Genomic DNA, 25,013 nt, shown 5'->3' on the forward strand with positions numbered 1-25,013 from the left:
GGATGACCTTGTACAGGGGATCGTGTACTGCGTGGAAACCGGGTAGAAAAATCATAGAAACGAACGTATACAGGAGGAGTCCACGCATGACGCGTGGACTCCTCCTGTAGTAAAACTCAGAACGTTTCATTTGGACAGTGCAAAAACATATGATCATGGAGTCGAAGCGCGGTTATGAAGCGCGAGCCATTTCTCCAGTGCCTTTTTGATGAGAGTGTACTTTTTCTGCGGTACAGGAAGTCGGGTCTGGTCTGTCAGTTCTATCTGGAACCGCTTCAGACTGTATACGTATTGCGGATTGACAAGGTATCCGGAATGGATGCGGATAAAAAAACCGGGATACTTTTTACCGATCACAGATAGACTCTCGACGACAGACAGAGCGGAATCCTTCGTATGGATGATTGTGTGGAATCCATTGTCAGTGCTCTCCATCCAGAGTATCGTGTTCACCAGCAGATAGTAGGTGGAGCGGTCGATTCCTTTTATGAGAATCCGGTTTTCATCAAAAGAATACTGGATTTCCTGTGTGGATACAGGAGTATAGTGAACCGGATAAATAGTGTCCCTTGTGTCATACGGAAATGCGTTGGAAATGTGCAGTAAAAGAATCCGGGATACCCGCTGTATGGCGCCATCCTCGCCGGGAATACGCCGTTCGCACCAGGTGTAGTGCAGACGCTGATCATGGCGCAGGGATTTTCCGTCGGGATAATATGTAAACACCCGGTAGGTCAGAACAATCTCGCAATAAGACTTGCCACTGGTGATGGCCGTGGATGTGATATTGCTCATCGTAAAGCGCAGGTTGTGTTCCTCGTTGCTCCAGGCCTGACGCAGTTGGTCACTTCCCTGGATCCACTGACCTTCTGCGGGCCCGATCCAGAGAATATTCTCATCCAGACAGTCAAAGAAAGGCTGTAGATTATTGTTGTAATATTCTGTGATAATTGAAATTGATTGTTCTGTGAGCGAATTGATATTCATAAAAAACAGTCTCCTTTAGCAAAAAATAAAGTGGACTCACATCCTGATAGGTGGTAGGTGGGCCGCAGGTCAGTCCTGACAGAGTCGTATAATCTTCCAGAATAGAGCCTCCGGCAGATTTGAATTTATTGTAGCACACAGAATGATAAATTAACAGAGTGGAAAATCAGAAGAACAAATGGGACAGATTGGATTTTGAATAAGGAATTGGACGAAGCTGTTACTTCCACCGAATTATCAAGTGAATGCAACAGCTTCGAATTTTTTTCTTACTACATATTTAGGAATGAGAGTAAATGTTTTATCATTTACGAATGAGGGGGCGATAGCATCTCTGCTATCTAAGTACATTGTACAAATCATATTTGAAGAAAGTGTGAGCGTTTTCTTAAAGAATCTTAAATTTTCTAAAATTTCACAACGTTTCCGGACTGTTTTTATTTATACTAACTTCAACCATCAAGCTTTTTTCGCTGTTCTCGTTCGATTTGTTTTATGCTTTTTGGGGGTGTTGGTAAATCTTCAGGCATGGTGCCACCAAGACGTTCAATTGTATCGCGAACTTCTTTGCCGACATTATAATGTGTCTGATTAGCAGCTTCCTTTCCAACGATATGATCTTTCCGAAGTTTCTCATCTGTTTGGGTTGCTCGGAAGAGATTAGCGGCAAGTTCTGTACTGCCCATGTAATCTAATATGCCTTGACTTTTCTTTAATCCTTTGCGAGCGTGTATTTCTTTGCGACCAAGTCCACCATACAATCCCTGATATCCTTTATTTTGAAAAATAGCATAATCTCGAGGATCGGATATGCCAGCCATATTAGCGGCTTCGGCGAGAGACTTGTTATGCTCTTTCATTTCATTACGAACTGCAAGTCTCTTCTTATCTTCACTCAAATCATCGAAATTTTCAATTAGTTCTTGCTGTCTTGTCTTGATAGCGAAATAGGTCTGACCTTGAGCAATAATCTGTTTACGTGGATCTCCATTTTGTACAATTAGATAACAGGCATATCTAGAAAGTTCGTAATCTTCAAGCTCGCGGCCGGCACCAGAACCAATGTTCACCAATTTGTTGACCTCAACAAAATGGTCTGTGATTTCATTATCGCTTTCAGAACAAGAAATTTGAGCTTTTTCTATTACTTTTGTAAAATTGCGCCATTCTGTATATCCAAGAGCAGTCTGCAATTCTCTGGCATACCAACATTCCTGTCCGTATTCGTTAATATGCTTTATAGATTCAAAAACAGTTTCTGTATAGTTGTTTTTTTCTTCATCTGAAAGAATATTTGAAAGAACTCTGTTAGATAATGTTTGTAATTCTTCATCAAATTCCATAGTTTAAATACCTCCTCGTTTGTAACCTGCGATTATCTCAAAAGGATATTGTGACGGGCACTTTTTAATGAGTTTCCGAGTCATCTCCTTTATATCCATTATATCAATTTTTTTATATTTGTCTGGGGGATTTATTTCAATTTCATTCGCATCGCTTTCTTTATTGTTTAAATGTACCACAATTGATGGATTTGTAAAATATAGAAATTGCACAAACACATACAACAAATGTTGTACACGATGACCATCATGTCAGGAAAATATTTGAATATTTATTTTTGAATGTTTTCGGCATAAAAAGAAACGTTATAAAAGCTGTGGTTTAGAATAAATACGACATAAAAATCTGACAATAAAATAACAAAAATGAAAAAGATTGCCAATAAAATAACTTATGAAGAATCGATTGACAATTCGAAATCAGCTTTCTATAATTAGAGTATCGTCACAATGAAAAACAGCAGTGCATGGTCGGCTGTTTCGAAAAAATACTTATATAATGATCATGCGTTAAAAGAAGGGAGAAACTATGGCTAAAGACTATTTGAACAAAATCGCTGAGCGGGGACAGCTGATCGTCGTATCCGGACCGAACGGAGTTGGAAAGAGGACTGTAATCAGACGGTACCTTAAAGAGCATCCGAATGCGATCACTGCGACAACCGCGACAACGAGAGATCCGAGGGAAGGTGAGACCGAGGGCGTCGAGCACTTTTTCCTGTCGGAACTGGAATTTGACCGGTTGGTTCGAACCGGACAGATGCTGCACTATTCATTCTATCAGAATCGCCGCTACGGAACCCCGAAGGAGACCGTGGAGCAGGCAAGAAACAAGGGACACAATGTAATCGTGGATGTGGACGTGATGGGAGCAATGAAGATTCGTGCTCTATGTCCGGATGCAACCTTGATTTTCGTTATGCCTCCGTCATGGGAAGAGCTGGAAGCACGGCTTCGCAAGCGTGCTACGAATGACGAGGAGACCATCCAGAAGTTCCTGGAGATGTCCAAAGAGGATATTGTCTGTGCGGGACAGTATGATTACATAATCGTCAATGACACGGTGGAAAAGGCAGTGAGCAGATTCGCGCAGATCGTTCATGGCAATCGTTACAGCAAGATCAGCATGAAGAGCTTTCTGGAGAGTTATATCGAGGAAGAGATTGTACCGCTTACAGATTGCTGCTGATTTTCGTACCGATGTTTTAACGGTTTTATGTTGAGCACCCGATTTATCGTTCACAGCATCTAAAAAAAGACACCCGGAGTGTAATGGCATTTATACAAGATGTCATTACACTTCGGGTGTCTTTGCGTCAATAATAAGCCGGCCGCCAGAAAGCGATGCTCAAAGCAGCTATAAATTATAGAAGCTTTGTTGCGATAGCGAGGGAGGTGGTATCCCGGTTCTGGGTAGTTTCTTCCATATTTATGGCACAGTACTCGTTGTAAAGTATATCAATCAGAAACAGCTGTCCCAGCTTGGCGGCGATAGACCCGGTCTGGAGCGGCCCCTCCTTGGAACCGCACAGGAGGATGGCATCTGCATATACAGCGGCAGGAGAATTACGAAAATGTGTGATGAGGATGATCTTGGTGTGATGTTCCCGCGCAACTCTCAGCAGGTCAAGGCTGTCTTTTGTGGCTCCGGAATAAGAAAAGAGGATGATGACATCCTTTTCTCCCGAGAGACTGGCCGTCATGGCCTGCATATGGGAATCCGGAATCCAGACGAACTTCTGGGTGACCACCGCGAACCGGGCCCATGCTTCCATTGCCATGACCATGCTGCCGCCCTGGCCGATGCAGTAGACATGCTCGGCCTGATTGAGGTACTCTACGGCCTGGGTGATGGTCGGGCTGTCGATCAGCGACATGGTATCCTGCAGAGAGGCCATGTCGTAGTGGAACAGCTGCTGCATCCGGCTGATCACGGGATCATCCGTATCGTCCAGATTCGGGGAGTAGTCGCCCTCGTGTTGGAGTGAATTTTCCTTTGCCAGCGCCAGCTTAAATTCATTGTAGCCGTTGTAGTCAAGCTTCCGGCAGAACCGCGAGATCGTCGCCTCAGCAACGTTACAGATATCTGCCAGAGATACAATGCTCATATATTCCACATCGTTCTGATGCTGGAAAATATAATCAGCCAGCTTCTTTTCGGATTTGGTCAGATGGTCGTATTTTTTTACAATATGATTAAAAGCGGTTGGTGCCATAATATACTCCTTTTAAGATGAATCTTCTATTTTTAATGTGCTTTTGAATTTGAACGTCCTAAAGCAGTTCTCCCACGTTTAGGGCACAGAACACCAAGTGACAGGTAAAGGGGATGGAAAACAGGATCTCTCTGATATTATTATAATATCAAATAGTTGCAAAATACAAGAAAAATGAAAATGATTTTCACGTTTTGGGCGAAAAATAAAGCCTCAAGCCCAGTATTATCAAGGGGGTTATCCAAAATAACCAAAAAAGAAAGAGAATTTCATCGAAAATGTCAATTGAAAATAATTTTCATAACGAATATACTGTGCTTACAAGGAACAAAGAGAGCAACCATAAAAACAAAGAGAAACAAAGGAGGAAGAAAATGAAAAAGAAAATTGCAGTATTGTTGATCGCAGCATTGACGGCCACCCTGATGGCAGGATGCGGCGGCAAAAAAGGTGCCGATGATGGCGGCAGCACAAAAACCGCAGCAAGCGGAACCAGCGGTGTGCTGGAACTCGCGATCACGACAGGAGACGGTTCATCTACAGACGACAAAATACCGACACCGTGGTACAACCGGACGATGGCGACAAACCTGATGTTCAGAAGTCTGTTTATCGCAGATGACACTCTGACCTCAGTGAAGCCGGACCTGGCAGATTCTTATGAGATGAGCGAGGATGGAATGAAGTACACGATCACACTGAAGGATAATCTGAAGTGGAGTGACGGTGAGGCGCTGACAGCAGACGACGTGGTGTTCTCCATTGAAACCGCACAGAAGGCGGCAACAGTGAACTCTATCTATACAGCAGCATTCAAGAACATTTCCAGTCTCAGCACGGCAGACAACGTGATTACAATCGACATGACAACTCCGTACGCAGATATGCTGAACGTACTCGGCCAGTTCGCTATTTTGCCGAAGCACAGCCTTGAGAAGGTCGACCCGCTGTCCATCGACACAGATGCATTCTGGACCGCACCGGTCACATCAGGAATGTACGCACTGGATGAGCTCAAGGTAGGAAATTATTTCTCACTGAAGCAGAACGAAAATTATGAGGGAACGGCACCGGAGATCAAGAAGGTCATCGCATACTTCGTGTCTGACTATGTAACAGCAGCACAGTCCGGCAAGGCGGACTATGTATTTGGAAACGGCGCGGACTTTGTGGAGGCTATGGATGATCTTTCTAACTACGATGCGCACAAAATCGATGTACTGTTCTACAAATACTTTATCTTCAACATGAAGGGGATTGACGGAAACGAGAATGAGGCGATGCAGAATGAGACTGTAAGAAAAGCGATCATTGAGGCAATCGACCGTGCAACACTCGCTACACTGTACCCGAATGCAACAGTTCTGAACTCCGGCGTACCGAATGAAAACAAGGCATACAATGGTTTTGAGTACAAGTACGATGAGGAGCAGGCGAAAAAGGATATCGAGGCATCCGGATATGACATGAGCAGACCGGTACGGATCTGTTATTACAACAATGACCAGACATCAATTGACCTGATTAACACTGTGGTCTATATGCTGGAGAACATCGGTCTGAAGACAGAGTCCACACTTTCTAACGATGGAACAACCGACCTGTTCACAACACGTAATTACGATATCGGATTCAAAGGAAAATCATCATTCTCTGTCAACGAATGGTATACAGAGTATATGAGTACCGACGCACTGTTTGCCAACATCTTTGGCGGCGACACCGCATTTGACGAAGAGATCGCAAAACTGACACAGACCGGCGATCCGAAGGAGCAGGAAGAGATCTTGACAAATCTGCAGAATCTGGAGCAGGAGAAGATGTACAAGGTGCCGGCTTTCACAGTGGGAACCATGGTTTATACCAGCGACAAGGTGACACTTCCGGACGATGTGAAATTCTGTAATCCGCTGTACAACTGTGATGTAGACTTCGCGGCCTGGACAGTAAAGTAGAAAACAAAAGAGGTAATGATAAATCAGGATAGGCAGCGCGGCTGCCTATCTCTGTAGACTGGGGGTTTACAATGTTTAAATATATCGTGAAAAAGATACTCATGATGATACCCATGCTTCTGGTGATCAGCTTTCTGGTCTATTACGGACTGCAGCTGACGGGGGTGGATCCCATTAACTTTATGGTGAGCCCGGAAACTTTATCGGCTAATGCAGACAACGTAGAAGCACTGCGGGAGTCGCTGGGACTGAACGATCCGATGATCGTACAGTACTTCCGGTGGCTGGGCAATTGTCTGCGCGGTGATCTGGGTTACTCATTTGACGGAACCTCAATTGGATCGATCATTGCGACCAGACTGCCGTACACGATTGAGCTGGCAGGTTACTCGCTGTTCATTTCGGCAATTATTGGAATCGGAATCGGAATCATCTCGGCAATCCGTCAGAACGGAATCATCGATTACGTGGGTCGCGTTCTTGCGGTACTGGGGCAGGCGGTTCCACAGTTTCTCGTAGGTATCATCCTGATTCAGATCTTTGCGGTGAAGCTGGGATGGTTTCCGTCGGCAAACCGGGTAAGCCCGGATGCACAAAGCGTGGTTGCGGATGCATTTTTCCATCTGTTTCTTCCGGTTCTCACATTGACCATCGGAATGGTGGCGGTGCTCATGCGCTACGCAAGAAATACCATGCTGGACGTGCTCAACAGTGATTACATCAAGACGGCGCGCAGCAAGGGTATTCCGGAGTGGAAGGTTTACATAAAGCATGCCTTCCGCAATGCGATGAAGCCGGTGCTGGTCATTCTCGTGTTCCGTATCCCTATGCTGGTAGGCGGCTCGGTTGTTATTGAGAGTGTGTTCTCCTATCCGGGAATCGGGCTTACAATGACGAATGCAATTACATCGGGCGACTACCCGATCGTGCTGGTCACAACATTAATTATTGCGGCTGTCATGCTGATCTGTTCTTTTATGGTGGACGTGCTCAACGCTCTGCTGGATCCGCGTGTCCGTCTGGGAGAATAGGAGGGAGAAAAAATGAGTGAAACAACCGTTAGTTTAAAGGAACAAAGTAAAAAGTCCTCTTCCTCATTGTTTCGAAAAAATGTCAGGAAGTTTATGAACAATAAGCTGGCGATCATAGGATTGCTGGTGGTGGTCTTGATGACGGCAGCCTGTATCATTGGCGCGGTGGCGGGACTTGATTATGCATCACCAGATCTGCGGGCACTCAAGGAGCTCCCCGGAGGCGATCATATCTTCGGAACTGACACCATCGGACGGGATCTGTTCTCCCGCGTGCTGTACGGCGGCTGTTATTCGATCTTTATCGGTGTGTTCTGTGCGGTCATGAGTTCGGTGATCGGAGCGGTATTGGGTGCAGTGGCAGGCTACATGGGCGGAAAGACAGATGCATTCATTGTCCGCCTCTCGGAACTGTTTCAGGCATTTCCGCAGCTGGTGCTGGTTATGATGCTGGTGGCAATCAGCCAGAAGCGTGGGCTCGGCAACCTGCTGGTCATCTTTGTAATCACAGGCTGGATGACGACGTTTCGTATGGTGCGAAATGAGTTCCTGAGTCTGAAGGGCGAGACGTACATCAAGGTGTGTGAGGCGTTTGGTATGGGCAGTGGAAAGATCATGTTTGGACAGATTCTTCCGAATGTAGTCAGTCCCATCATCGTATCGACGACGACCAACGTAGCTTTCTTTATCTTACAGGAGGCGGCACTTTCCTTTATCGGACTCGGCGTGGCGGACAGTACGCCTACATGGGGGAATATCCTGAATGCGGCCAAGTCTATATCGGTGGTGACGAACCAGTGGTGGATCTGGCTGTTCCCGGGGCTGGCAATCACGCTGTTTGTCCTGGCAATTAATTTCCTGGGTGACGGTCTGCGTGATGTGCTGGACGCAAAACAGCAGTAGGAGGGGGAGATGACAATGACAATGGATACGAAAGAAATCATACTGGACGTAAAAAATCTGAACACCAGCTTTGTGTCGGACGGAAAAGAAGTCCGGATTGTAAAGGATGTCTCGTTTCAGGTGAAAAGAGCAAAGACTCTTGCAGTGGTAGGAGAATCCGGCTGTGGAAAGAGCGTGACCATGAACTCGGTCATGCGGTTTCTGGGAAAAAATTCCAGAATCAAGGCAGACAATATTCAGTTTAATGAGTGGAAGGATGGGGCGGTTGTGGAGCACCATCTGGAGAAAATAGAGAACAACAATGATATCAAACTGCGAAAACTCCGGGGGCCGGGGATGTCCATGGTATTTCAGGATCCCATGTCCAGCCTGAATCCGGTGTACAAGGTGGGAGACCAGGTGGCAGAGGGGCTGCGGGAGCATACCGGCATGAGTAAGGCTGAGGCCAGAACGAAGGTTCTGGAGCTTTTCAAACAGCTGGGGATCCCGGATCCGGAGAGCCGGATCGACAACTATCCGCATCAGTTCTCCGGCGGAATGAAGCAGAGGGTGGTGATCGCCATCGCCATGATCTGTAACCCGGATCTGATCATCTGTGATGAGCCGACGACGGCGCTGGATGTGACGATTCAGGCGCAGATCATGGATCTTTTGAAGAAACTGCAGCTGGTATTTGGAAAATCGATCATACTGATCACCCATAATATGGGGCTGGTGGCAGAGATGGCTGATGAGGTATGCGTTATGTATATGGGGCGTGTCGTGGAGTTCGGAAGCAGAAAGGCTATCTTCGATGAGACCATGCACCCGTACACGAAGGCACTGCTGCGGAGTGTGCCGGTGCTGGGACTGGCGGATGGCCAGAAGTTGGAGACCATCCCGGGAATCACACCGAACCCGGCAGATCTGAAGGGCGGCTGCGAGTTTGCCGACCGTTGTACACATTGTATGGAGGCCTGCAGAAAGCAGGAGATTCCATCCTTTGAGGTGTCGGAGGGACATATGGTGCGCTGCCTGTTGTTTGAGAAGAAAGGGAGGGCTGTATAGCATGAAGACAAATGAGAAAGAAGTCCTTTTCAAAGTAGAAAATCTCAAAACCTGGTTTCCGATTAAAAAAGGAATCATGAAGAAGACCGTGGGAAATGTAAAGGCTGTAGATGACATCAGTCTGGAGGTATACCGCGGAGAGACCATCGGGATTGTAGGAGAGTCGGGCTGCGGCAAGTCGACTCTCGGAAAATCCCTGATGCTTCTCGAGAAGCCTACCGATGGTAAGATCATGTTCCACTATCAGGGCGGTTTCAAAGATATCACGAAGTTCAGCAAGCAGGAGATGTTTGAGTTCCGCAAGACCGTGCAGATGGTATTTCAGGACCCCTACTCGGCACTGAATCCGCAGAAAAAGATTTATACATCCTTTGAGGAACCGCTTAAAATCCACGGGTATGACACCCGGGAGAAGCGGGAGGAGGTCATGCAGCGGGTGCTGAAGATGGTTAACATCCAGCCGGACTACTTGATGCGATATCCACATGAGTTTTCCGGTGGGCAGAGACAGAGGCTGTGTATTGCGCGGGCGCTGGAGGTGACACCGGAGGTACTCATCTGTGATGAGCCCGTGTCAGCGCTGGACGTTTCCATTCAGGCACAGGTGCTGAATCTGATGAAGGATATCCAGAAGGAGCTGAATCTCACATACCTGTTTATCGCCCACGACCTGTCGGTGGTACAATACATGTCAGACCGTATCATTGTTATGTACCTTGGTAAGGTAGTGGAGGTTGCAGATTCGCGAGCACTGTACGACGAACCGCTCCATCCGTATACCAGAGCACTTCTGTCAGCAATTCCGGTGGCAGACATCCATGTGGAGAAAAAACGCCAGATTCTGGAGGGTGAGGTGCCGAGTCCGATCAATAAACCGTCTGGATGCGCATTTCATAACCGGTGTCCGATGTGCATGGAACAATGCAAAAAACAGGATCCTCCAATGTATGTTGACAAAGAGAACGGACATATGGTTGCATGTCATCTTTATGAAGGAAAAATGATGACAGGAGCCGAGTAGAGAAAATAAGAGGTGTAAAGATGAATACTATAAAATATCAGGGAATCATTCCGGCATTCTACGCATGTTATGATGAAGCGGGAAATGTAGACAGTGAGAGAACAAAAAAACTGGCGGGACATCTGCTGCGCAAGGGCGTTCGGGGGCTGTATGTCAACGGCTCATCCGGAGAATGTATCTATCAGAGCGTGGAGGAGCGGAAACAGACGCTGGAGGCGGTGATGTCGGAGGTCGGAGGAGCGATGACAGTAATCGCACATGTCGCCTGCAACAATACCGCGGACAGCATGGAGCTTGCGGCTCATGCGGAGAGTCTGAACGTGGATGCCATTGCATCCATACCGCCCATTTACTTCAAGCTGCCGGAGTCAGAGATCGCAAAATACTGGAACGACATCAGCAGTGCGGCACCGAACACGGATTTCATTATCTATAACATCCCACAGCTTGCGGGAGTCAGCCTGACGATGCCGCTCTTTGAGGAGATGAAGAAGAATCCGCGGGTCGTGGGTGTGAAAAACTCGTCCATGCCGGTGCAGGACATTCAGATGTTCAAGGATGCGGGCGGATCGGAATTTGTGGTCTTCAACGGACCGGACGAGCAGCTGACCGGTGGACTTGCAATCGGTGCGGATGGCGGAATCGGCGGAACATATGCCGTGATGCCGGAGGCTTACTTAAAAATCTACAGCCTGGTGAAGAGCGGGAATGTAGCGGAAGCGGCCAGACTGCAGAACCAGGTGAACCGGATCATCTATGCCATGTGTGCGTGCGAGGGAAATCTGTACGCGGTAATGAAAGAAATCCTGCGACAGCGGGAGGGGTGCGACATCGGATCGGTGCGTGCGCCGCTTCTGGGAATTACAGAGGCTGACAGGGAGCAGATTGCTCACTGCATCCGGATGATTGATGAGGTTGTAGCGTAGAGAACTGCAGGCGAATGTTTTACGATAAAAAGTGCAGTGAAAATACACGGATTTATGCAAAGTGTATTCTCACTGCACTTTTTTTTGTGAGTTATCGCGTAAAATGATCAGGTTTGCTTTACGAAAAGACCGTTAAATAATATACTGTAATTTATATGATGATACCACGAAGTGCGGAATAATCCGTAGGTATCAAGGGTCAAAATACCTTTTGCCCCTTACATCATATGATGCGTTTAGCAGGAAAGGATTCTATACGAAAATGGATGAAATAAAAGAATACTACAATAAATTTAATGAGGAAAAACGCCTGAATTCCCGCCACGGTCAGGTGGAATACCGTATTTCCATGAAATATATTCACCAGTATCTGCCTCAGGACCGGCCTGAGAATGAAGTCCGGATTCTGGACATCGGTGCCGGGACAGGGCGATATTCGGTCGCGCTGGCGGACGAGGGGTATGATGTCACGGCGGTGGAGCTGGTGAAGTACAATCTGGGGATTCTGAAGTCAAAAGGAAGTACCGTGAAGGCGATGCAGGGGACGGCCCTGAATCTGTCGAAGCTGGCAGATGAGCAGTTCGATGTGACGCTGCTGTTTGGGCCCATGTACCACCTGTTTACATTTGCAGATAAGAAAAAGGCGCTGGAGGAGGCGAAACGGGTGACGAAGACGGGGGGCGTGATTCTGGTGGCGTATGTCATGAATGAGTACGGTGTGATCACCTACGCCTTCAAAGAGCGACATATCGGAGAGTGTGTGGAAGAAGAGCGTCTGACGGAGGACTTCCACACCGTGTCGGAGGAGAAAAATATTTATGACTATGTGCGGATTGAGGATATGGGGGCACTGAACGAGGCTGTGGGACTGCAGCGGATCAAGGTGCTGTCGCCGGACGGACCGGCAAACTACATGCGCCCGTTTTTAAATCAGCTGACAGACGAGGAGTTCGAGTGGTTTGTCAAATATCAGACGGCGGTCTGTGAACGCCCGGATCTGCTCGGGGCGGGGGCGCATACGGTAGATATTCTGAGAAAAGAGTAGGGGTGACGAATCCCTAAGACAGCTTACTTTACAAAATCCTGAAAAATCAGATCCAGGTCATAATCCGGCGCATATTTCTGCGCTGCCTCAACGATCGACTGGATATAAGCCGGATCTTCTTCCAGCGCATCTGCAATTGTTTCTGCAGTTTGTCTTTTGCGAAGCTTTTTGCAGGTCTGCTCAATGAGCTTTCTTACTTCTCCCTCGGTTCGGCCATCTTCAATCATTTCCTGTATTGCTACACACATGTTAACACCCTCCTGTTCTTTTTCTATATATTTTTCGATTTCATTTAAATGAGTGGCTTCTTGTATTGCCTCACAGGTTTCTACGGGAACATTCGAAAACAATTTTTCGTTTTTGTAAATAAAATCGCGCAGAGCCTGTTTGTCCTTCTGGTATTTGATGAATCCAAAGACACATTTCAGATCATCACTATAACTGTCCAGATCTTCATCATTGATACGGGCAACCTCTAAAAGATGCATCTTATAATTCCCGATCCAATCCTTGAAGGGTCTTAATTCATCCGGAATATCCAGAATCCCGTGAAGATCGGTTGCGCCATCCCATGCTTTATTTCCGTAATAGACGACCAGGGTTATTACAGGAATCAGCCGGTCTGATTTAGAAAAGCCGCTGATATATTCATCACTATTGCCAACGAGATCCTTAGCTTTATGGTGCCTGGCGGAAATGGCTCTGCGCTGCTTTTCATACGAACGTGAATCATAATCCATGATCCTCAGTGGCATTGCATAATGGATCGTCGTCTGATTCTCAATGCCGATCAGAATAAAAACGGCCTGATTATTCTGATAAGATTTGATGATATCCCGGACTTTTGAAATGCTTTCCCGTTTGCGGCTTGCAGTGTCAAGTTCGACAAGCCTGTCGGGGATGATGACAGGCTGTCCGCGAAAAATTCCGTGATTAATCACATCCGCAAAATGTTCCGGGTCCCCGAGAAAGATGTTGACTGCGGTGTCTGCTCTGGACATGTGTTCCTCCTTTTTCTGTGGTTGTAAGAAATAAGAGAAACTGTGGTTACTTCTATTATAAGAAAAATGTTTCGAAATGCAACCTTTTTACGCAATCTGTTTTCACTTATGATTCTTACGGTAGGTCTGTGGGTAAAATGAAATGATACATTCGGTCGAGCTGACCTGAACTTTGAAATTCTGAGAAGACGAATATCTTCTGATTAGAAATTCTGCATTTACCATAACATTTTTGCCGGTAGAATGCAATAAGAAAAAACTTGCTTCTGGGAGAGATCTGTACTAAAATTATTACGATTTCAGAAGGAGGGAGCGAGTATGGAAGAAAAAAATATCGGCTATCTGTCCCACAACATTGCGGTTAATCTCAAACGGATCCGCAAGGCGAAAGAGATGAGTCTGGATGTGGTATCAGAGCAGACCGGGGTCAGCAAGAGCATGTTGGCGCAGATCGAAAAAGAGAATGCCAATCCGTCAATCGGAGTGCTCGGCAAGATAGCCAGCGGACTCCGTATTGAGTTCAGTAAACTGCTGGAACCACCGAAGATGGACACATGTATGGTGCGGGCGGAGGATACACTTCCCACGAAAGAAGTGAAGAACCAGTATACGGTGTGGACTTGTTTTCCGTTTGAGGATAACCGGGTGGCGGAGATCACGCGGATTGACATCGAACCGCAGGCGGCATATGTGAGCGGGAGCCACGGGGAGCGGACGATGGAGTATATCTCTGTTCTGGAGGGAGAAGTGACCATCGAGGTGAGCGGGATAGACTATGCGGTGACGAAGGCGGATGTGTTTCGGTTTGAATCAGATCAGGAGCATATCTATAAGAATAAGACCGATCAGAAGATTAGTTTTCTTGTTTTTCTGGTGGATGGAAGATGATTATTTCGCGATAATTCAGAGCAATGGAAGTTGGGATATCTTGAAGTTGAGATATCGGAAAAAGCACCAATAACGAAAAAATTTTGCACGAAATGTTCAATATAATGGACAAAAAGGGGCTGCAGGAGTGGAGGTATGGAAAACAAAAGCATAAAATAAAGCGGAGGTAAGAAAGTTCAAGGGAAGAAAGAAAACTACGCTGACATAAAAAATAAATGTGATCATTCAAGGAAAATAGCTGCTTTTACAATGAAACATCTATAGGGAAAAGAGATGGAATATAAAAGAACATAAAAAATATAAAGAAAAGGATTGACAGTAAAAAAGTGGAGTGCTATGATAAATGTGTTCAAAATAAAAGACAAGTAAAAGAGCGAAGATGCTTGCGGAAAACCCGCCTGCGCTTTCGCTTTTTTTTATTGGCTGAAAGATGAAGCTTAATGGCAGGGCAGCAGAAAGAAAGCAGCGAAACGATTCAGAAGAGGATTGCAGACAGTCACGAAAGCGACAGGAGGAATTGAAATGAGATTAAAAGACACAGGCTTAACGGCACAGGATATCAAGGACAAAGTGAACAAGTACATGATTGAAACTTACGAAAGATTTGATTTTATCGCGGAGACGGCGAAGGACATGTACATTTACGATGAGAACGAAACACCATATCTCGATTTCTACGCAGGTATCGCGGTAAACTCGGCGGGAAACTGTAACGAGAAGGTTGTCGAGGCGGTGAAAGATCAGGTCGGCGATATCATGCACACATTCAACTATCCATACACGATTCCCCAGGCACTTCTGGCTGAGAAGGTCTGTAACGCAGTCGGGATGGACAAGATCTTCTATCAGAACTCCGGTACAGAGGCGAATGAGGCCATGATCAAGATGGCGAGGAAGTACGGTGTCGAAAAGTATGGCCCGCACAAATACAACATTGTGACAGCGGCCAGGTCATTTCACGGAAGAACCTTCGGTGCGATGAGTGCGACCGGCCAGCCGGACAATGCATGCCAGGTCGGGTTCGGTGACATGACACCAGGATTTTCCTACGCGGAGTTCAATGACCTGCAGAGCTTTAAGGATGCCTGCACGGAGAACACCATCGCAATCATGGTGGAGCCGGTACAGGGCGAGGGCGGTGTGAATCCGGCAACCTTGGAATTTATGCAGGGACTTCGAGACTACTGCGATGAGAAAGGAATGCTCCTGCTGCTGGATGAGGTGCAGACTGGCTGGTGCAGGACCGGAGCGGTGATGTCATTTATGAATTATGGAATCAAGCCGGACATCGTGTCTATGGCGAAAGCCCTCGGTGGTGGAATGCCAATCGGTGCGATCTGTGCCACGGCCGAGACTGCGAAAGCATTTACCATGGGATCACATGGAACCACATTCGGCGGACATCCGGTCAGCTGCGCGGCGGCGCTTGCGGAGGTGACGGAACTGCTGGATCGCGATCTCGCAGGAAATGCGAAGGTGATGGGAGCTTATTTTTCAGAGAAGCTAAAGACTCTTCCCCATGTGAAAGAAGTGCGGGGACAGGGACTGCTGGTAGGTGTGGAATTTGACGATACCATCAGTGGTGTGGATGTGAAGCATGGTTGTTTTGACAGAAAACTTCTGATCACAGCGATCGGAGCACACATTATCCGCATGATTCCACCGTTGATCGTGACAGAGGCGGACTGTGACAAAGCGTTTGAGATCATTAAGGCGTCGGTGGAGGCGCTGGCGTAGTACAGAAAATGCGGCGAGGGGGATTTGGAATACCTCCGGTAAGCCGCCGCGGAGTGTGCGACTTACTACATATAAAAAGGAGAGGTGCAGATGAAACATTTTGTAATAACGATCGGCTGCGAATATGGGAGCGGCGGACCGGATATCGGTAAGATGATCGCCGAGTCTCTTGGCGTGGAATACTACGACAGAGACCTGGTGGATAAGGTGGTAGATCAGCTTGGAGTAGACAGGGAACTGGTCGAGAAGGCGGACTCGGGAGATGATAATGTAAAGTACATGTTCGAGACGAAGCTTGGACCGAGATATGCGAATCTGACAAACCGTGTCATCTACACGCAGTTTGAAGTAATCCGGAAATTTGCGGCAAAATCTTCCTGCGTCATTATAGGGCGATGCAGTGATTACATTCTGAAAGACAGGCCGGACTGTCTGAATATCTTTATCTATGCACCGGAGGATGTGCGCGTGCAGCATGTGATGGAGAGCAGGAACATCTCCAGACAGGAAGCAGAGGATCTTGTGAAATATAATGACGAGATGCTGCATTCCAGATACAAATATATGACCGGGACTTACCGCGGTGATCGGAAAAACCGTCACATGATGATCGACAGCAGTGTGCTGGGGCTGAGCCAGACGGCAAAATATATTTTGCAGCTGATCGATTTGAAATTCGGCAGTCTGTAAGCGGAGGACGGAAGTTCATCAGTGAAAAAGAGGCGGCATACTCTTTCGGCATTATATCTATATTGTGTTTGACAAAGGCGTCAAATGGAAACAGCAGGTTTCCGTTTGGCGTCTTTTTGCAGGAAAGAGCAGATGATCGAGAGCAGATTACATGAGGAATTGTGACAGTTGTAAATCAGATTATTACGATTGAGAGGAAAGTTATATGGAAAAAAAGAAATCAGAATTTGACAAAGTGTTCAGCGCGTGGGACATCCTTGTGATTGCCTTCGGTGCTATGATTGGATGGGGCTGGGTGGTGTCATCCGGTGACTGGATTGCACGGGGCGGCGTGCTGGGAGCGGCACTTGGCTTTGCAATCGGCGGTGTGATGATATTCTTCGTGGGCCTGACCTATGCGGAGCTTACCGCGGCTATGCCACAGTGTGGCGGCGAGCATGTGTTCAGCTACAAAGCCATGGGACCGATCGGATCTTACATCTGCACCTGGGCGATCATCCTTGGATATGTCAGCGTTGTGTGTTTTGAGGCGTGTGCGCTGCCGACGATTGTGACATACATTTACCCGGGGTTTTTAAAAGGCTATCTCTACACGGTGGCGGGCTTTGACGTATACGCATCCTGGCTTGCGGTGGCAATTGTCGTGGCGGGATTTATTACATACATCAATGTACGCGGCGCGAAGACTGCGGCAACGCTGCAGACGGTGCTGACAGTGATTATAGGAGGCGTTGGAATCCTTCTCATTGTGGCTTCGGCGGTAACCGGAGATATAGGAAATCTTCAGGGGCAGCTTTTTGTGGGAAATACGGCAGGCGGTATCCTGAAAACAACTATGAGTGTTGCGCTGGTAACTCCGTTTTTCTTTATTGGATTTGATGTGATCCCGCAGGCAGCGGAGGAGATTAACGTTCCGCTGAAGAAGATCGGAAAAATCATGATTCTCTCGATCGTTCTGGCGGTTTCTTTCTATGCGCTGATCATCATCGGTGTGGGGTATATCATGAGTGCATCGGATATTGTGGCATCCCAGAGTGGCTCCGGGCTGGTGACGGCAGATGCGATGGGAAAGGCATTTAACAGTAGCATCATGGCAAAGGTGCTGATCGTTGGTGGTATGTGCGGTATTGTCACAAGCTGGAATTCGTTCCTGATCGGAGGCAGCCGCGCCATGTACTCTATGGCGGAGTCTTATATGATTCCGCGTGTCTTCGTGAAACTGCATGACAAATATAAAACGCCGACAAATGCACTGTATCTGATCGGCGGACTGTCTATGATCGCACCATTTTTTGGGCGTAAGATGTTGGTGTGGATCGTGGATGCCGGAAACTTTGGATGCTGTCTCGCATACTGCATGGTTGCAATCTCGTTTGTGATCCTGCGGACGAAAGCACCGGAGATGGCGAGGCCATACCGGGTAAAGAATTATAAGCTGGTCGGAGCTGTCGCAATCCTGATGTCTGGTCTTATGGTAGCAATGTATGCAATTCCCAATTCCGGCTGCACACTTGTATGGCAGGAATGGGTGATGGCGGGAGGATGGTCTGTACTGGGTGTTATCTTCTGTATTGTATGTAAGTTAAAATACAAAGAAAAATTTGGATCTCACATTGATGTTGCACTGGACGAAGATGAAGTTTATGTGCGCGATGATGTGGATGAGGCTTTGGAGGCGGCGCTTGCGACGGCCGGTACAGCGGAAGAAGCAGCTGATCTTACGTCAAAAGAGGCAGCCCGACCTTCCATGGACTTTTCTTATTTCCTTCCGGTCAACATTGTGTTTGGCTGGGGCAAGGCGAGACAGGCCGGTGAACTGACGAAGCCTTATGGCCGGAAAGCGCTGATCGTAACTGGAAAGAGCAGTGCGAAGAAATCCGGACTTTATGACAAAGTAAAACAAAGTCTGGATGCGGCAGGAATTGCTTCGGAGTTGTATGATCAGGTGGCGCAGAACCCACTGACGACTACCGCGGAGGACGGAGCGGCATTTGCAAGAGCTTCCGGATGCGACTGCGTGGTGGCAATTGGCGGCGGAAGTATCATGGATTGTGCAAAAGCCATCGCATTTCTGGCGGTAAATGAGGGGGATGTCAACGATTACATTTTTAACAGGAAGACCAGTGACCGTGCACTTCCGCTGGTGCTGATTCCGACGACCTGCGGAACCGGATCCGAGGGAAATGGATTCGCGGTACTCACGAACCCGGAGACCGGAGACAAGAAATCGCTGCGGTGCAATGCAATCGTAGCCAAGGTGTCCATCGTGGATCCGGAGTGCATGACGACTATGCCGAAAAAGGTGCTTGCGTCGGTTGGGTTCGATGCACTCTGCCACAGCATGGAGGCCTATACGTCGAAAATCGCCCAACCGTTTACGGATGCGCTCTGCGAATATGCGATGGGACTGATTGCGGATAATCTGGTAGATGTGTACCGTGGTTCAGAGGATAAATCGGCGTGGGAGAAGATCACACTTGCCAGCACCATCGGCGGAATGGTCATCAACACGGCAGGGGTTACGCTGGCCCATGGCATGGAGCATCCGGCAAGCGGTCTGAAGGATATCGTCCATGGAAAGGGGCTGGCAGCACTGACGCCGGTTGTCATCGAAGCATCTTACAAGGGCGATCATTTCAAATATGCGAAGATCGCAAGAATCTTTGGTGGCGTGACGGCTGAAGACTGTGCGGCGAAAATCCGCACGCTGATCTTCAATCTGGATCTGACCTGCAGGTTGTCGGAACTTGGGCTGACGGAGAGCGATATTCCGTGGATGGCGGAGAACTGCATGAAAGTGTCAGCCGCAGGCGTGGCGAATAACCCGGTGGTGTTTACGCAGGATGAGATTGGAGAAATTTATCGCAGGGCGATGTAGACAAAAGCAGGAAGTCGGGTGGATGCTGTGTTTTTTCAAAGTGGCAAACGGTTAAAAGCAAAATAAAAAGAAAGAATTAAAAAATAATTAGAAAAACAGATTTTCAAGGAGGAACAGGATATGTTAAGAGAGGAATTACCTAAAATTGTAACAGAGACAGTACCGGGACCAAAGGCGGCGGCCATGATCGAGCGAAGGAAAAATATTGTACCGGATGCCATCGGGTGCGGATATCCGGTCGTGATAGAAAATGGTGCAGGTGCTATGATTGAAGACGTGGACGGCAATGTATTTCTCGACTGGATTGGCGGCGTCGGGGTGCTTAACGTGGGACATGCACATCCGAGGCTTGTGGAGGCTGTAAAAGCGCAGTCCGAAAAGTATTTTCACGGGATGTTCAACATTGTGACTCATGAGGGCTACCTGACATTGGCGGAGAAGCTGGCGGCAGTGGCACCGATCAAGGAAGATGTGAAAAAAGTCATGTTCGCAAACTCCGGTGCGGAGGCGGATGAAAATGCGGTCAAGATTGCAAAAGGTGCGACAAAGAGGCCGAATATCATTGTATTTTCCGGTGCGTTTCACGGGAGAACAATGCTGACGATGACCATGACAGCCAAGAAGGCATACGCGGTCGGCATGGGACCTTTCCCGGATGGAGTGTATCGTGCACAGTTTCCGTATCTGTACCGCAAGCCGGAACACATGACAGAGGGAGAATATCTGGAGCAGTGCGTAAAGAGCGTGCGTGACGTTTTCGAGAACTGCTCACCGGCGGATTACGTGGCAGCAATTGTGATGGAGCCGCTGCAGGGTGAGGGCGGATTCATCCCGGCTCCGATTGAGTTTGTGAAAGCGGTCCGCCAGATCTGCGATGAGAATGGGATTCTGCTGATCGCAGATGAGGTACAGACCGGTTTTGGCCGTACTGGAAAACTGTTTGCTTCTGAGTACTGGAAAGAAGAGGGGTGTGCACCGGATATCATTGCGACAGCAAAATCCATTGCGGGCGGTGTTCCGCTCTCGGCGGTCATTGCATCCAGAGAAGTAATGGACGCGGTTCCGGGAGGAGTTATCGGTGGTACATACGGCGGAAATGCACTTGCATGTGCAGCCGGAATCGAGGTGCTCAAGGTCATGGAGGAAGAGCATCTTCTGGAGCGCAGCAACGAGATCGGAGAAAAGGCGAAGGCGGCGTTTGAGGCAATGAAAGAAAAGTACGAGGTCGTCGGAGACGTCCGCGGACTGGGGGCGATGATCGGAGTGGAATTTGTCACGGACAAAGCGACAAAGAACCCGAATCCGACATTCGTGAAAGCGTTCGTTCAGGAATGCGCACAGCATGGCCTGATGGTGGAGAGCGCAGGGATCTATGGGAATGTGATCCGCTTCCTTGCACCGCTGGTGATGACAGATGCACAGCTTGAGGCCGGACTGAAAATATATGATGATGCAATCGCGGCATGCATGAAATAGGGCAGCAGCTTAGCGGATGAGATATGAGATAGAAAGGATCGGAGCATGTTTTGGCATGGCTCCGGTCTCTTTATATGGCTTGTTTTGGCTTACTTGAAAAAATTCTGAAAAATCAAATCCAGGTCATAATCCGGCGCATATTTCTGCGCCACCTTAACGATCGACTGGATATAAGCGGGATCTTCTTCCAGTGCATCTGCAATTGTTTCTGAGGTTTGTCTTTTGCGAAGCTTTTTGCAGGTCTGTTCAATGAGCTTTCTTACTTCGCCCTCGGACCGACCCTCGTTTCTGCCCTCGGCCCGGCCATCTTCAATCATTTCCTGTATTGCTACACACATGTTAACACCCTCCTGTTCTTTTTCAATATACTTTTCGATTTCACTTAAATGAGTGACTTCCTGTATTGCCTGACAGGTTTCTACGGGAACATTCGAAAATAATTTTTCGTTCTTGTAAATAAAATCACGCAGAGCCTGTTTGTCCTTCTGGTATTTGATGAATCCAAAGACACATTTCAGATCATCACTATTGCCAACGAGATCCTTAGCTTTGCGGTGTCTGTTCTGGACATATGTTCCTCCTTTTTCTGTGTTGTAAGAAATAAGAGAAACTGTGGTTACTTCTATTATAAGAAAAATGTTTCGAAATGCAACCTTTTTACGCAATCTGTTTTCACTTATGATTCTTACGGTAGGTCTGTGGGTAAAATGAAATGATACATTCGGTCGAGCTGACCTGAACTTTGAAATTCTGAGAAGACGAATGTCCTCTGAATAGAAAATCTGTATTTACCATAACATTTTTGCAGGTAGAATGCAATAAGAAAAAACTTGCTTCATTTTTGCAGATTGTAATGAAAAAATACAGATGTAAACTTCGGGTGAAAAGATGAGTAGAAAGCGGTCTTTTTATGGATTTTGTGTTATGATGAAACTGTAGCGGCGAAGCTGCTGGACATTCACGAACAAGCGGCGAAGCGGATTGCGAGTGTCCGATTTACGGACATTACTGCAATGCAGCATAAAAGATAGTGGAAAACAATAACAATCGAGGAGGAGTGCATATGAAAACAGCATATATAAATGGCATATTGCTGGACGGATCCAAGAATATGGTGCCACAGACTGACAAAGTGATTTTGACCGATGGTGACAAAATAGAGAGTATCGATGCAAAAGGAAGAAAGCTGGACGGATATGAGCTTGTGGATCTGGAAGGCCGGTATATTATGCCGGGGCTGATCAACCTTCATGTACATCTCCCGGCAAGTGGGAAGCCGAAGAAAAAACAGTCAGATTCAGCGAAGCTCGTAAAGCTTCTGACTAGCACAGAATTTCTGAGGAAGATGTCCATGAACATGTGCGCGGGGTATGCGAAGACCCAGCTTATGAGTGGGGTGACGACAATCCGCACGGTGGGCGGGGTGTTGAATTTTGATACACGTATCCGTGATGGGATTCTGAAGGGGGAGCTGGAGGGGCCGCGGATTGTGGCGTCTGATATGGCGGTGTCTGTAGAGGGCGGTCATATGGCGGGATCGCTGGCATATGTTGCCCGGAGCGCAGAGCAGGCCAGAAACTACGTGCGAATTGTTGCAAGGTCGAAACCGGATCTTATCAAGATCATGATTACAGGCGGAGTCCTGGATGCCACGGTGAAGGGAGAGCCGGGGGAACTGAAGATGCCTCCGGAGTTTGTGAAGGCGGCATGCGAGGAGGCACACGGGCTCGGCTTGAAGGTCGCGGCCCATGTGGAGAGCACGGAGGGACTGGAGGTCGCTCTGGAAAATGGAGTGGACTCCATTGAACATGGTGCGGCACCGAATGACCGGATCATAGAGCTGTTCCGTGAGCGCGGTGCGTGCCTTGTCACAACATTGTCGCCAGCGCTGCCTTACGCCCTGTTCGATCCTGCAAAAAGCCATGCGACGGAGATTCAGCAGTACAATGGCAGACTGGTCTTTGAGGGGATCATCCACTGTGCAAAGGCGTGTCTGGCGGAAGACATTCCGGTAGGGCTCGGTACGGATACCGGATGCCCATATGTCACCCAGTATGACATGTGGCGGGAACTGAATTATTTCCACAAATACTGCGGCGTGTCCAACGCATTTGCCTTGTACACGGGGACGAAGCGGAATGCAGAACTGATCGGACTGGGAGGTGTAACCGGATCGATCGAACCGGGAAAATGCGCGGACTTCGTGGTGACGGAGAAGAATCCGCTGGAGAGTCTGGAGGCACTCCGCAATATCAGCATGGTGGTGACCAGAGGAAAACGGATTGAGGAGCCGCGGGTGAAGAAAATGAAAAATGTAGAGCGGGAACTGGATCGGTTTTTGTAGAATTGCGACGGGGCAAAGCGGCTGTGCTCTGATGCGGATGTGTATATATTCGATGAACTGACGAGAAGCGATACAAGTGAAAAAAGGCACAGGACTTCACGAAACAACGTGAATCCTGTGCCTTGATTATTAACTGATTTAAGATAAACGGTCGACCTCGGCCATATGCATGACCAGATCAATCACTTTGTTCGAGTACCCCCACTCGTTGTCATACCAGGCAATCAGCTTCACGAAATCACCGTCCAGCATGATACCGGCTTTTACGTCAAAAATGCAGGTATTGAAGTTTCCACGCAGGTCGGAGGACACCAGTTCGTCGGTGTTGTATTCGATGATGCCCTTCATACTGGTCTCGCTGGCCTCTTTTATGACACGGCAGATCTCCTCATAGGTGGTCTTGGTCTCCAGCTTCGCGGTGAGATCCACCACGGAGATATCGTTGGTCGGAACGCGGAAGCTCATTCCGGTCATCTTCCCGTTCAGCTCCGGGATTACAAGGCCGACAGCCTTTGTGGCCCCGGTGGTGGAGGGGATGATGTTATTGAATACGGAACGGCCGGTCCGCCAGTCACGCCCGCCGTTGCTGTCCACGGGCTTCTGCTTGGACGTGGAGGCATGGATCGTCGACATGAGTGCCTCGCGGATGCCGAAATGATCATGGACGACCTTGGAGAGCGGAGCGAGACAGTTGGTCGTACAGGATGCGTTGGACACGATGTCCATATCTGAAGTGTATGTATCTTCGTTCACACCCATCACAAATGTGGGAAATCCATCCCCTTTTCCCGGAGCGGATAAGATGACCTTTTTTGCCCCGTGGATAAAATGCTTCTGACAGTCCTCTGCGGTCCGGAATACACCGGTGGATTCGATGATGTACTCTGCTCCGCAGGAGGCCCAGTCGATGGCTGCCGGATCACTCTCGCTGAAAACCTTTATCTCCTTGCCGTTGACGGAAATGCCGTTCTCCGTCCGCTTGATGGTCCCCTCAAAACGGCTGAACACAGAATCGTAGGTCAGCATGTAGACCATCTGATCTAAATCAGCATTTCTCACATTAATTCCACACACGTCCATATCGACGTGCCTCTTTTCCAGGCTTCTCAGAATGACACGCGCAATGCGGCCAAATCCGTTGATACCAATTTTAACACCCATTTCAAAATCCTCCCATTTGTATAATTCGATTTCTTATAGAACCGGATTCCGAATGTCCGTTTTGCCATCCGTCCGGCTGTCCGTAAGCATCGCCCGCGCCGCGATGTACTTCTGGATGAGACTGCTTCAAAATCCTTAAGCGGTCTCGGTTTCCTATTTGCAGAATCTCGGGTACATTCGAGCCCTGCCTCACGAAAGCTATTATACAACGGAGAAAATTGTTTGTCTATAGAAAAATATTTAATTAATTTTCTGACAATTACGTGAAAAATATAACGTGTATGTTAGATTGATGTCAGGAGAAGGAGAAAGTAGGTGTGGGTGTTCTTGTTCACCGGATGCTTATAGCGGTAAGAGGGGCATT

At 47.9% G+C, this 25,013-nt stretch carries 20 protein-coding genes; 14 read left to right on the top strand and 6 right to left on the bottom strand.

Annotation, left to right across the window (positions count from 1 at the left end; all coding sequences use genetic code 11):
* Positions 1 to 153 precede the first annotated feature (153 nt).
* Positions 154 to 987, bottom strand: a complete 834-nt coding sequence (locus BUB85_RS04125; protein WP_073105643.1) for a LytR/AlgR family response regulator transcription factor — start codon at positions 985 to 987, stop codon at positions 154 to 156.
* 452 nt (positions 988 to 1,439) lie between these two features.
* Complete coding sequence (dinD, locus tag BUB85_RS04130; protein ID WP_073105646.1) at positions 1,440 to 2,330, bottom strand: DNA damage-inducible protein D; 891 nt, start codon at positions 2,328 to 2,330, stop codon at positions 1,440 to 1,442.
* A 529-nt stretch (positions 2,331 to 2,859) separates the two neighbouring features.
* On the opposite strand from dinD, the gene gmk reads away from it, so the two are divergent.
* A complete protein-coding gene (gene gmk / locus BUB85_RS04135; RefSeq protein WP_073105648.1) occupies positions 2,860 to 3,519 on the top strand; it encodes a guanylate kinase in 660 nt (219 codons plus the stop codon).
* A 175-nt stretch (positions 3,520 to 3,694) separates the two neighbouring features.
* On the opposite strand, the gene BUB85_RS04140 is transcribed toward gmk, so the two are convergent.
* Positions 3,695 to 4,546: a MurR/RpiR family transcriptional regulator gene (locus BUB85_RS04140; RefSeq protein WP_073105651.1), complete on the bottom strand. Its 852-nt coding sequence runs from the start codon at positions 4,544 to 4,546 to the stop codon at positions 3,695 to 3,697.
* Between the two features lie 374 nt (positions 4,547 to 4,920).
* Between BUB85_RS04140 and BUB85_RS04150 the strand changes: the two genes are divergently transcribed.
* From BUB85_RS04150 to BUB85_RS04180, 7 genes are all read left to right on the top strand, one after another.
* Positions 4,921 to 6,501: an ABC transporter substrate-binding protein gene (locus BUB85_RS04150; RefSeq protein WP_073105658.1), complete on the top strand. Its 1,581-nt coding sequence runs from the start codon at positions 4,921 to 4,923 to the stop codon at positions 6,499 to 6,501.
* Between the two features lie 71 nt (positions 6,502 to 6,572).
* Positions 6,573 to 7,532, top strand: coding sequence for an ABC transporter permease (locus BUB85_RS04155; protein ID WP_073105661.1), 960 nt, complete (start codon positions 6,573 to 6,575; stop codon positions 7,530 to 7,532).
* Positions 7,533 to 7,544: 12 nt separating this feature from the next.
* On the top strand, positions 7,545 to 8,435 hold the full coding sequence (locus BUB85_RS04160; RefSeq protein ID WP_073105664.1) for an ABC transporter permease: 891 nt from the start codon (positions 7,545 to 7,547) through the stop codon (positions 8,433 to 8,435).
* A 9-nt stretch (positions 8,436 to 8,444) separates the two neighbouring features.
* Positions 8,445 to 9,482: an ABC transporter ATP-binding protein gene (locus tag BUB85_RS04165; protein ID WP_242945347.1), complete on the top strand. Its 1,038-nt coding sequence runs from the start codon at positions 8,445 to 8,447 to the stop codon at positions 9,480 to 9,482.
* Position 9,483: 1 nt separating this feature from the next.
* Positions 9,484 to 10,503 carry an ABC transporter ATP-binding protein gene (locus tag BUB85_RS04170; RefSeq protein WP_073105666.1) on the top strand — a complete coding sequence of 340 codons (1,020 nt, stop codon included), beginning with the start codon at positions 9,484 to 9,486 and terminating at the stop codon, positions 10,501 to 10,503.
* A gap of 20 nt (positions 10,504 to 10,523) precedes the next feature.
* Positions 10,524 to 11,429 carry a dihydrodipicolinate synthase family protein gene (locus BUB85_RS04175; RefSeq protein ID WP_073105669.1) on the top strand — a complete coding sequence of 302 codons (906 nt, stop codon included), beginning with the start codon at positions 10,524 to 10,526 and terminating at the stop codon, positions 11,427 to 11,429.
* A 262-nt stretch (positions 11,430 to 11,691) separates the two neighbouring features.
* Positions 11,692 to 12,474, top strand: coding sequence for a class I SAM-dependent methyltransferase (locus BUB85_RS04180; protein ID WP_073105673.1), 783 nt, complete (start codon positions 11,692 to 11,694; stop codon positions 12,472 to 12,474).
* Positions 12,475 to 12,497: 23 nt separating this feature from the next.
* On the opposite strand, the gene BUB85_RS04185 is transcribed toward BUB85_RS04180, so the two are convergent.
* On the bottom strand, positions 12,498 to 13,475 hold the full coding sequence (locus BUB85_RS04185) for an Rpn family recombination-promoting nuclease/putative transposase (RefSeq protein ID WP_073105676.1): 978 nt from the start codon (positions 13,473 to 13,475) through the stop codon (positions 12,498 to 12,500).
* Positions 13,476 to 13,793: 318 nt separating this feature from the next.
* Here BUB85_RS04185 and BUB85_RS04190 point away from each other — a divergent pair, with 318 nt between their 5' ends.
* The 5 genes from BUB85_RS04190 to BUB85_RS04210 all read left to right on the top strand — a co-directional run bounded on the left by BUB85_RS04190 (position 13,794) and on the right by BUB85_RS04210 (position 21,144).
* A complete protein-coding gene (locus tag BUB85_RS04190) occupies positions 13,794 to 14,363 on the top strand; it encodes a helix-turn-helix domain-containing protein (RefSeq protein ID WP_084533908.1) in 570 nt (189 codons plus the stop codon).
* 522 nt (positions 14,364 to 14,885) lie between these two features.
* A complete protein-coding gene (locus tag BUB85_RS04195; RefSeq protein WP_073105679.1) occupies positions 14,886 to 16,100 on the top strand; it encodes an aspartate aminotransferase family protein in 1,215 nt (404 codons plus the stop codon).
* A 90-nt stretch (positions 16,101 to 16,190) separates the two neighbouring features.
* Entirely contained in the window at positions 16,191 to 16,790 is a 600-nt protein-coding gene (locus BUB85_RS04200) for a cytidylate kinase-like family protein (protein ID WP_073105682.1), read from the top strand.
* Between the two features lie 205 nt (positions 16,791 to 16,995).
* Entirely contained in the window at positions 16,996 to 19,668 is a 2,673-nt protein-coding gene (locus BUB85_RS04205) for a bifunctional amino acid transporter/iron-containing alcohol dehydrogenase (protein ID WP_073105687.1), read from the top strand.
* 120 nt (positions 19,669 to 19,788) lie between these two features.
* Positions 19,789 to 21,144: an aspartate aminotransferase family protein gene (locus BUB85_RS04210; RefSeq protein ID WP_073105691.1), complete on the top strand. Its 1,356-nt coding sequence runs from the start codon at positions 19,789 to 19,791 to the stop codon at positions 21,142 to 21,144.
* A gap of 89 nt (positions 21,145 to 21,233) precedes the next feature.
* Here the strand turns inward: BUB85_RS04210 and BUB85_RS21100 are convergent, their stop codons facing one another.
* Positions 21,234 to 21,482 carry a hypothetical protein gene (locus tag BUB85_RS21100; protein ID WP_143160658.1) on the bottom strand — a complete coding sequence of 83 codons (249 nt, stop codon included), beginning with the start codon at positions 21,480 to 21,482 and terminating at the stop codon, positions 21,234 to 21,236.
* A 725-nt stretch (positions 21,483 to 22,207) separates the two neighbouring features.
* Between BUB85_RS21100 and BUB85_RS04220 the strand changes: the two genes are divergently transcribed.
* Positions 22,208 to 23,488 carry an amidohydrolase family protein gene (locus tag BUB85_RS04220; RefSeq protein WP_073105697.1) on the top strand — a complete coding sequence of 427 codons (1,281 nt, stop codon included), beginning with the start codon at positions 22,208 to 22,210 and terminating at the stop codon, positions 23,486 to 23,488.
* 138 nt (positions 23,489 to 23,626) lie between these two features.
* Here the strand turns inward: BUB85_RS04220 and gap are convergent, their stop codons facing one another.
* A complete protein-coding gene (gene gap / locus BUB85_RS04225) occupies positions 23,627 to 24,649 on the bottom strand; it encodes a type I glyceraldehyde-3-phosphate dehydrogenase (protein WP_073105700.1) in 1,023 nt (340 codons plus the stop codon).
* Positions 24,650 to 25,013 lie beyond the last annotated feature (364 nt).

It is taken from the genome of Hespellia stercorisuis DSM 15480, from assembly GCF_900142165.1.
In the GTDB taxonomy this organism is placed as follows: domain Bacteria; phylum Bacillota; class Clostridia; order Lachnospirales; family Lachnospiraceae; genus Hespellia; species Hespellia stercorisuis.

Excerpts from the sequence above, each read along its gene's own strand:
- BUB85_RS04210 (WP_073105691.1), top strand. The coding sequence starts at position 19,789 with ATGTTAAGAGAGGAATTACCTAAAATTGTAACAGAGACAGTACCGGGA.
- dinD (WP_073105646.1), bottom strand. The coding sequence starts at position 2,330 with ATGGAATTTGATGAAGAATTACAAACATTATCTAACAGAGTTCTTTCA.
- BUB85_RS04200 (WP_073105682.1), top strand. The coding sequence starts at position 16,191 with ATGAAACATTTTGTAATAACGATCGGCTGCGAATATGGGAGCGGCGGA.
- BUB85_RS04220 (WP_073105697.1), top strand. The coding sequence starts at position 22,208 with ATGAAAACAGCATATATAAATGGCATATTGCTGGACGGATCCAAGAAT.
- gmk (WP_073105648.1), top strand. The coding sequence starts at position 2,860 with ATGGCTAAAGACTATTTGAACAAAATCGCTGAGCGGGGACAGCTGATC.
- BUB85_RS04175 (WP_073105669.1), top strand. The coding sequence starts at position 10,524 with ATGAATACTATAAAATATCAGGGAATCATTCCGGCATTCTACGCATGT.
- BUB85_RS04195 (WP_073105679.1), top strand. The coding sequence starts at position 14,886 with ATGAGATTAAAAGACACAGGCTTAACGGCACAGGATATCAAGGACAAA.
- BUB85_RS04170 (WP_073105666.1), top strand. The coding sequence starts at position 9,484 with ATGAAGACAAATGAGAAAGAAGTCCTTTTCAAAGTAGAAAATCTCAAA.
- BUB85_RS04125 (WP_073105643.1), bottom strand. The coding sequence starts at position 987 with ATGAATATCAATTCGCTCACAGAACAATCAATTTCAATTATCACAGAA.
- BUB85_RS04205 (WP_073105687.1), top strand. The coding sequence starts at position 16,996 with ATGGAAAAAAAGAAATCAGAATTTGACAAAGTGTTCAGCGCGTGGGAC.
- BUB85_RS04160 (WP_073105664.1), top strand. The coding sequence starts at position 7,545 with ATGAGTGAAACAACCGTTAGTTTAAAGGAACAAAGTAAAAAGTCCTCT.
- BUB85_RS04150 (WP_073105658.1), top strand. The coding sequence starts at position 4,921 with ATGAAAAAGAAAATTGCAGTATTGTTGATCGCAGCATTGACGGCCACC.
- BUB85_RS21100 (WP_143160658.1), bottom strand. The coding sequence starts at position 21,482 with ATGTGTGTAGCAATACAGGAAATGATTGAAGATGGCCGGGCCGAGGGC.
- BUB85_RS04180 (WP_073105673.1), top strand. The coding sequence starts at position 11,692 with ATGGATGAAATAAAAGAATACTACAATAAATTTAATGAGGAAAAACGC.
- BUB85_RS04185 (WP_073105676.1), bottom strand. The coding sequence starts at position 13,475 with ATGTCCAGAGCAGACACCGCAGTCAACATCTTTCTCGGGGACCCGGAA.
- BUB85_RS04155 (WP_073105661.1), top strand. The coding sequence starts at position 6,573 with ATGTTTAAATATATCGTGAAAAAGATACTCATGATGATACCCATGCTT.
- BUB85_RS04190 (WP_084533908.1), top strand. The coding sequence starts at position 13,794 with ATGGAAGAAAAAAATATCGGCTATCTGTCCCACAACATTGCGGTTAAT.
- BUB85_RS04165 (WP_242945347.1), top strand. The coding sequence starts at position 8,445 with ATGACAATGACAATGGATACGAAAGAAATCATACTGGACGTAAAAAAT.
- BUB85_RS04140 (WP_073105651.1), bottom strand. The coding sequence starts at position 4,546 with ATGGCACCAACCGCTTTTAATCATATTGTAAAAAAATACGACCATCTG.
- gap (WP_073105700.1), bottom strand. The coding sequence starts at position 24,649 with ATGGGTGTTAAAATTGGTATCAACGGATTTGGCCGCATTGCGCGTGTC.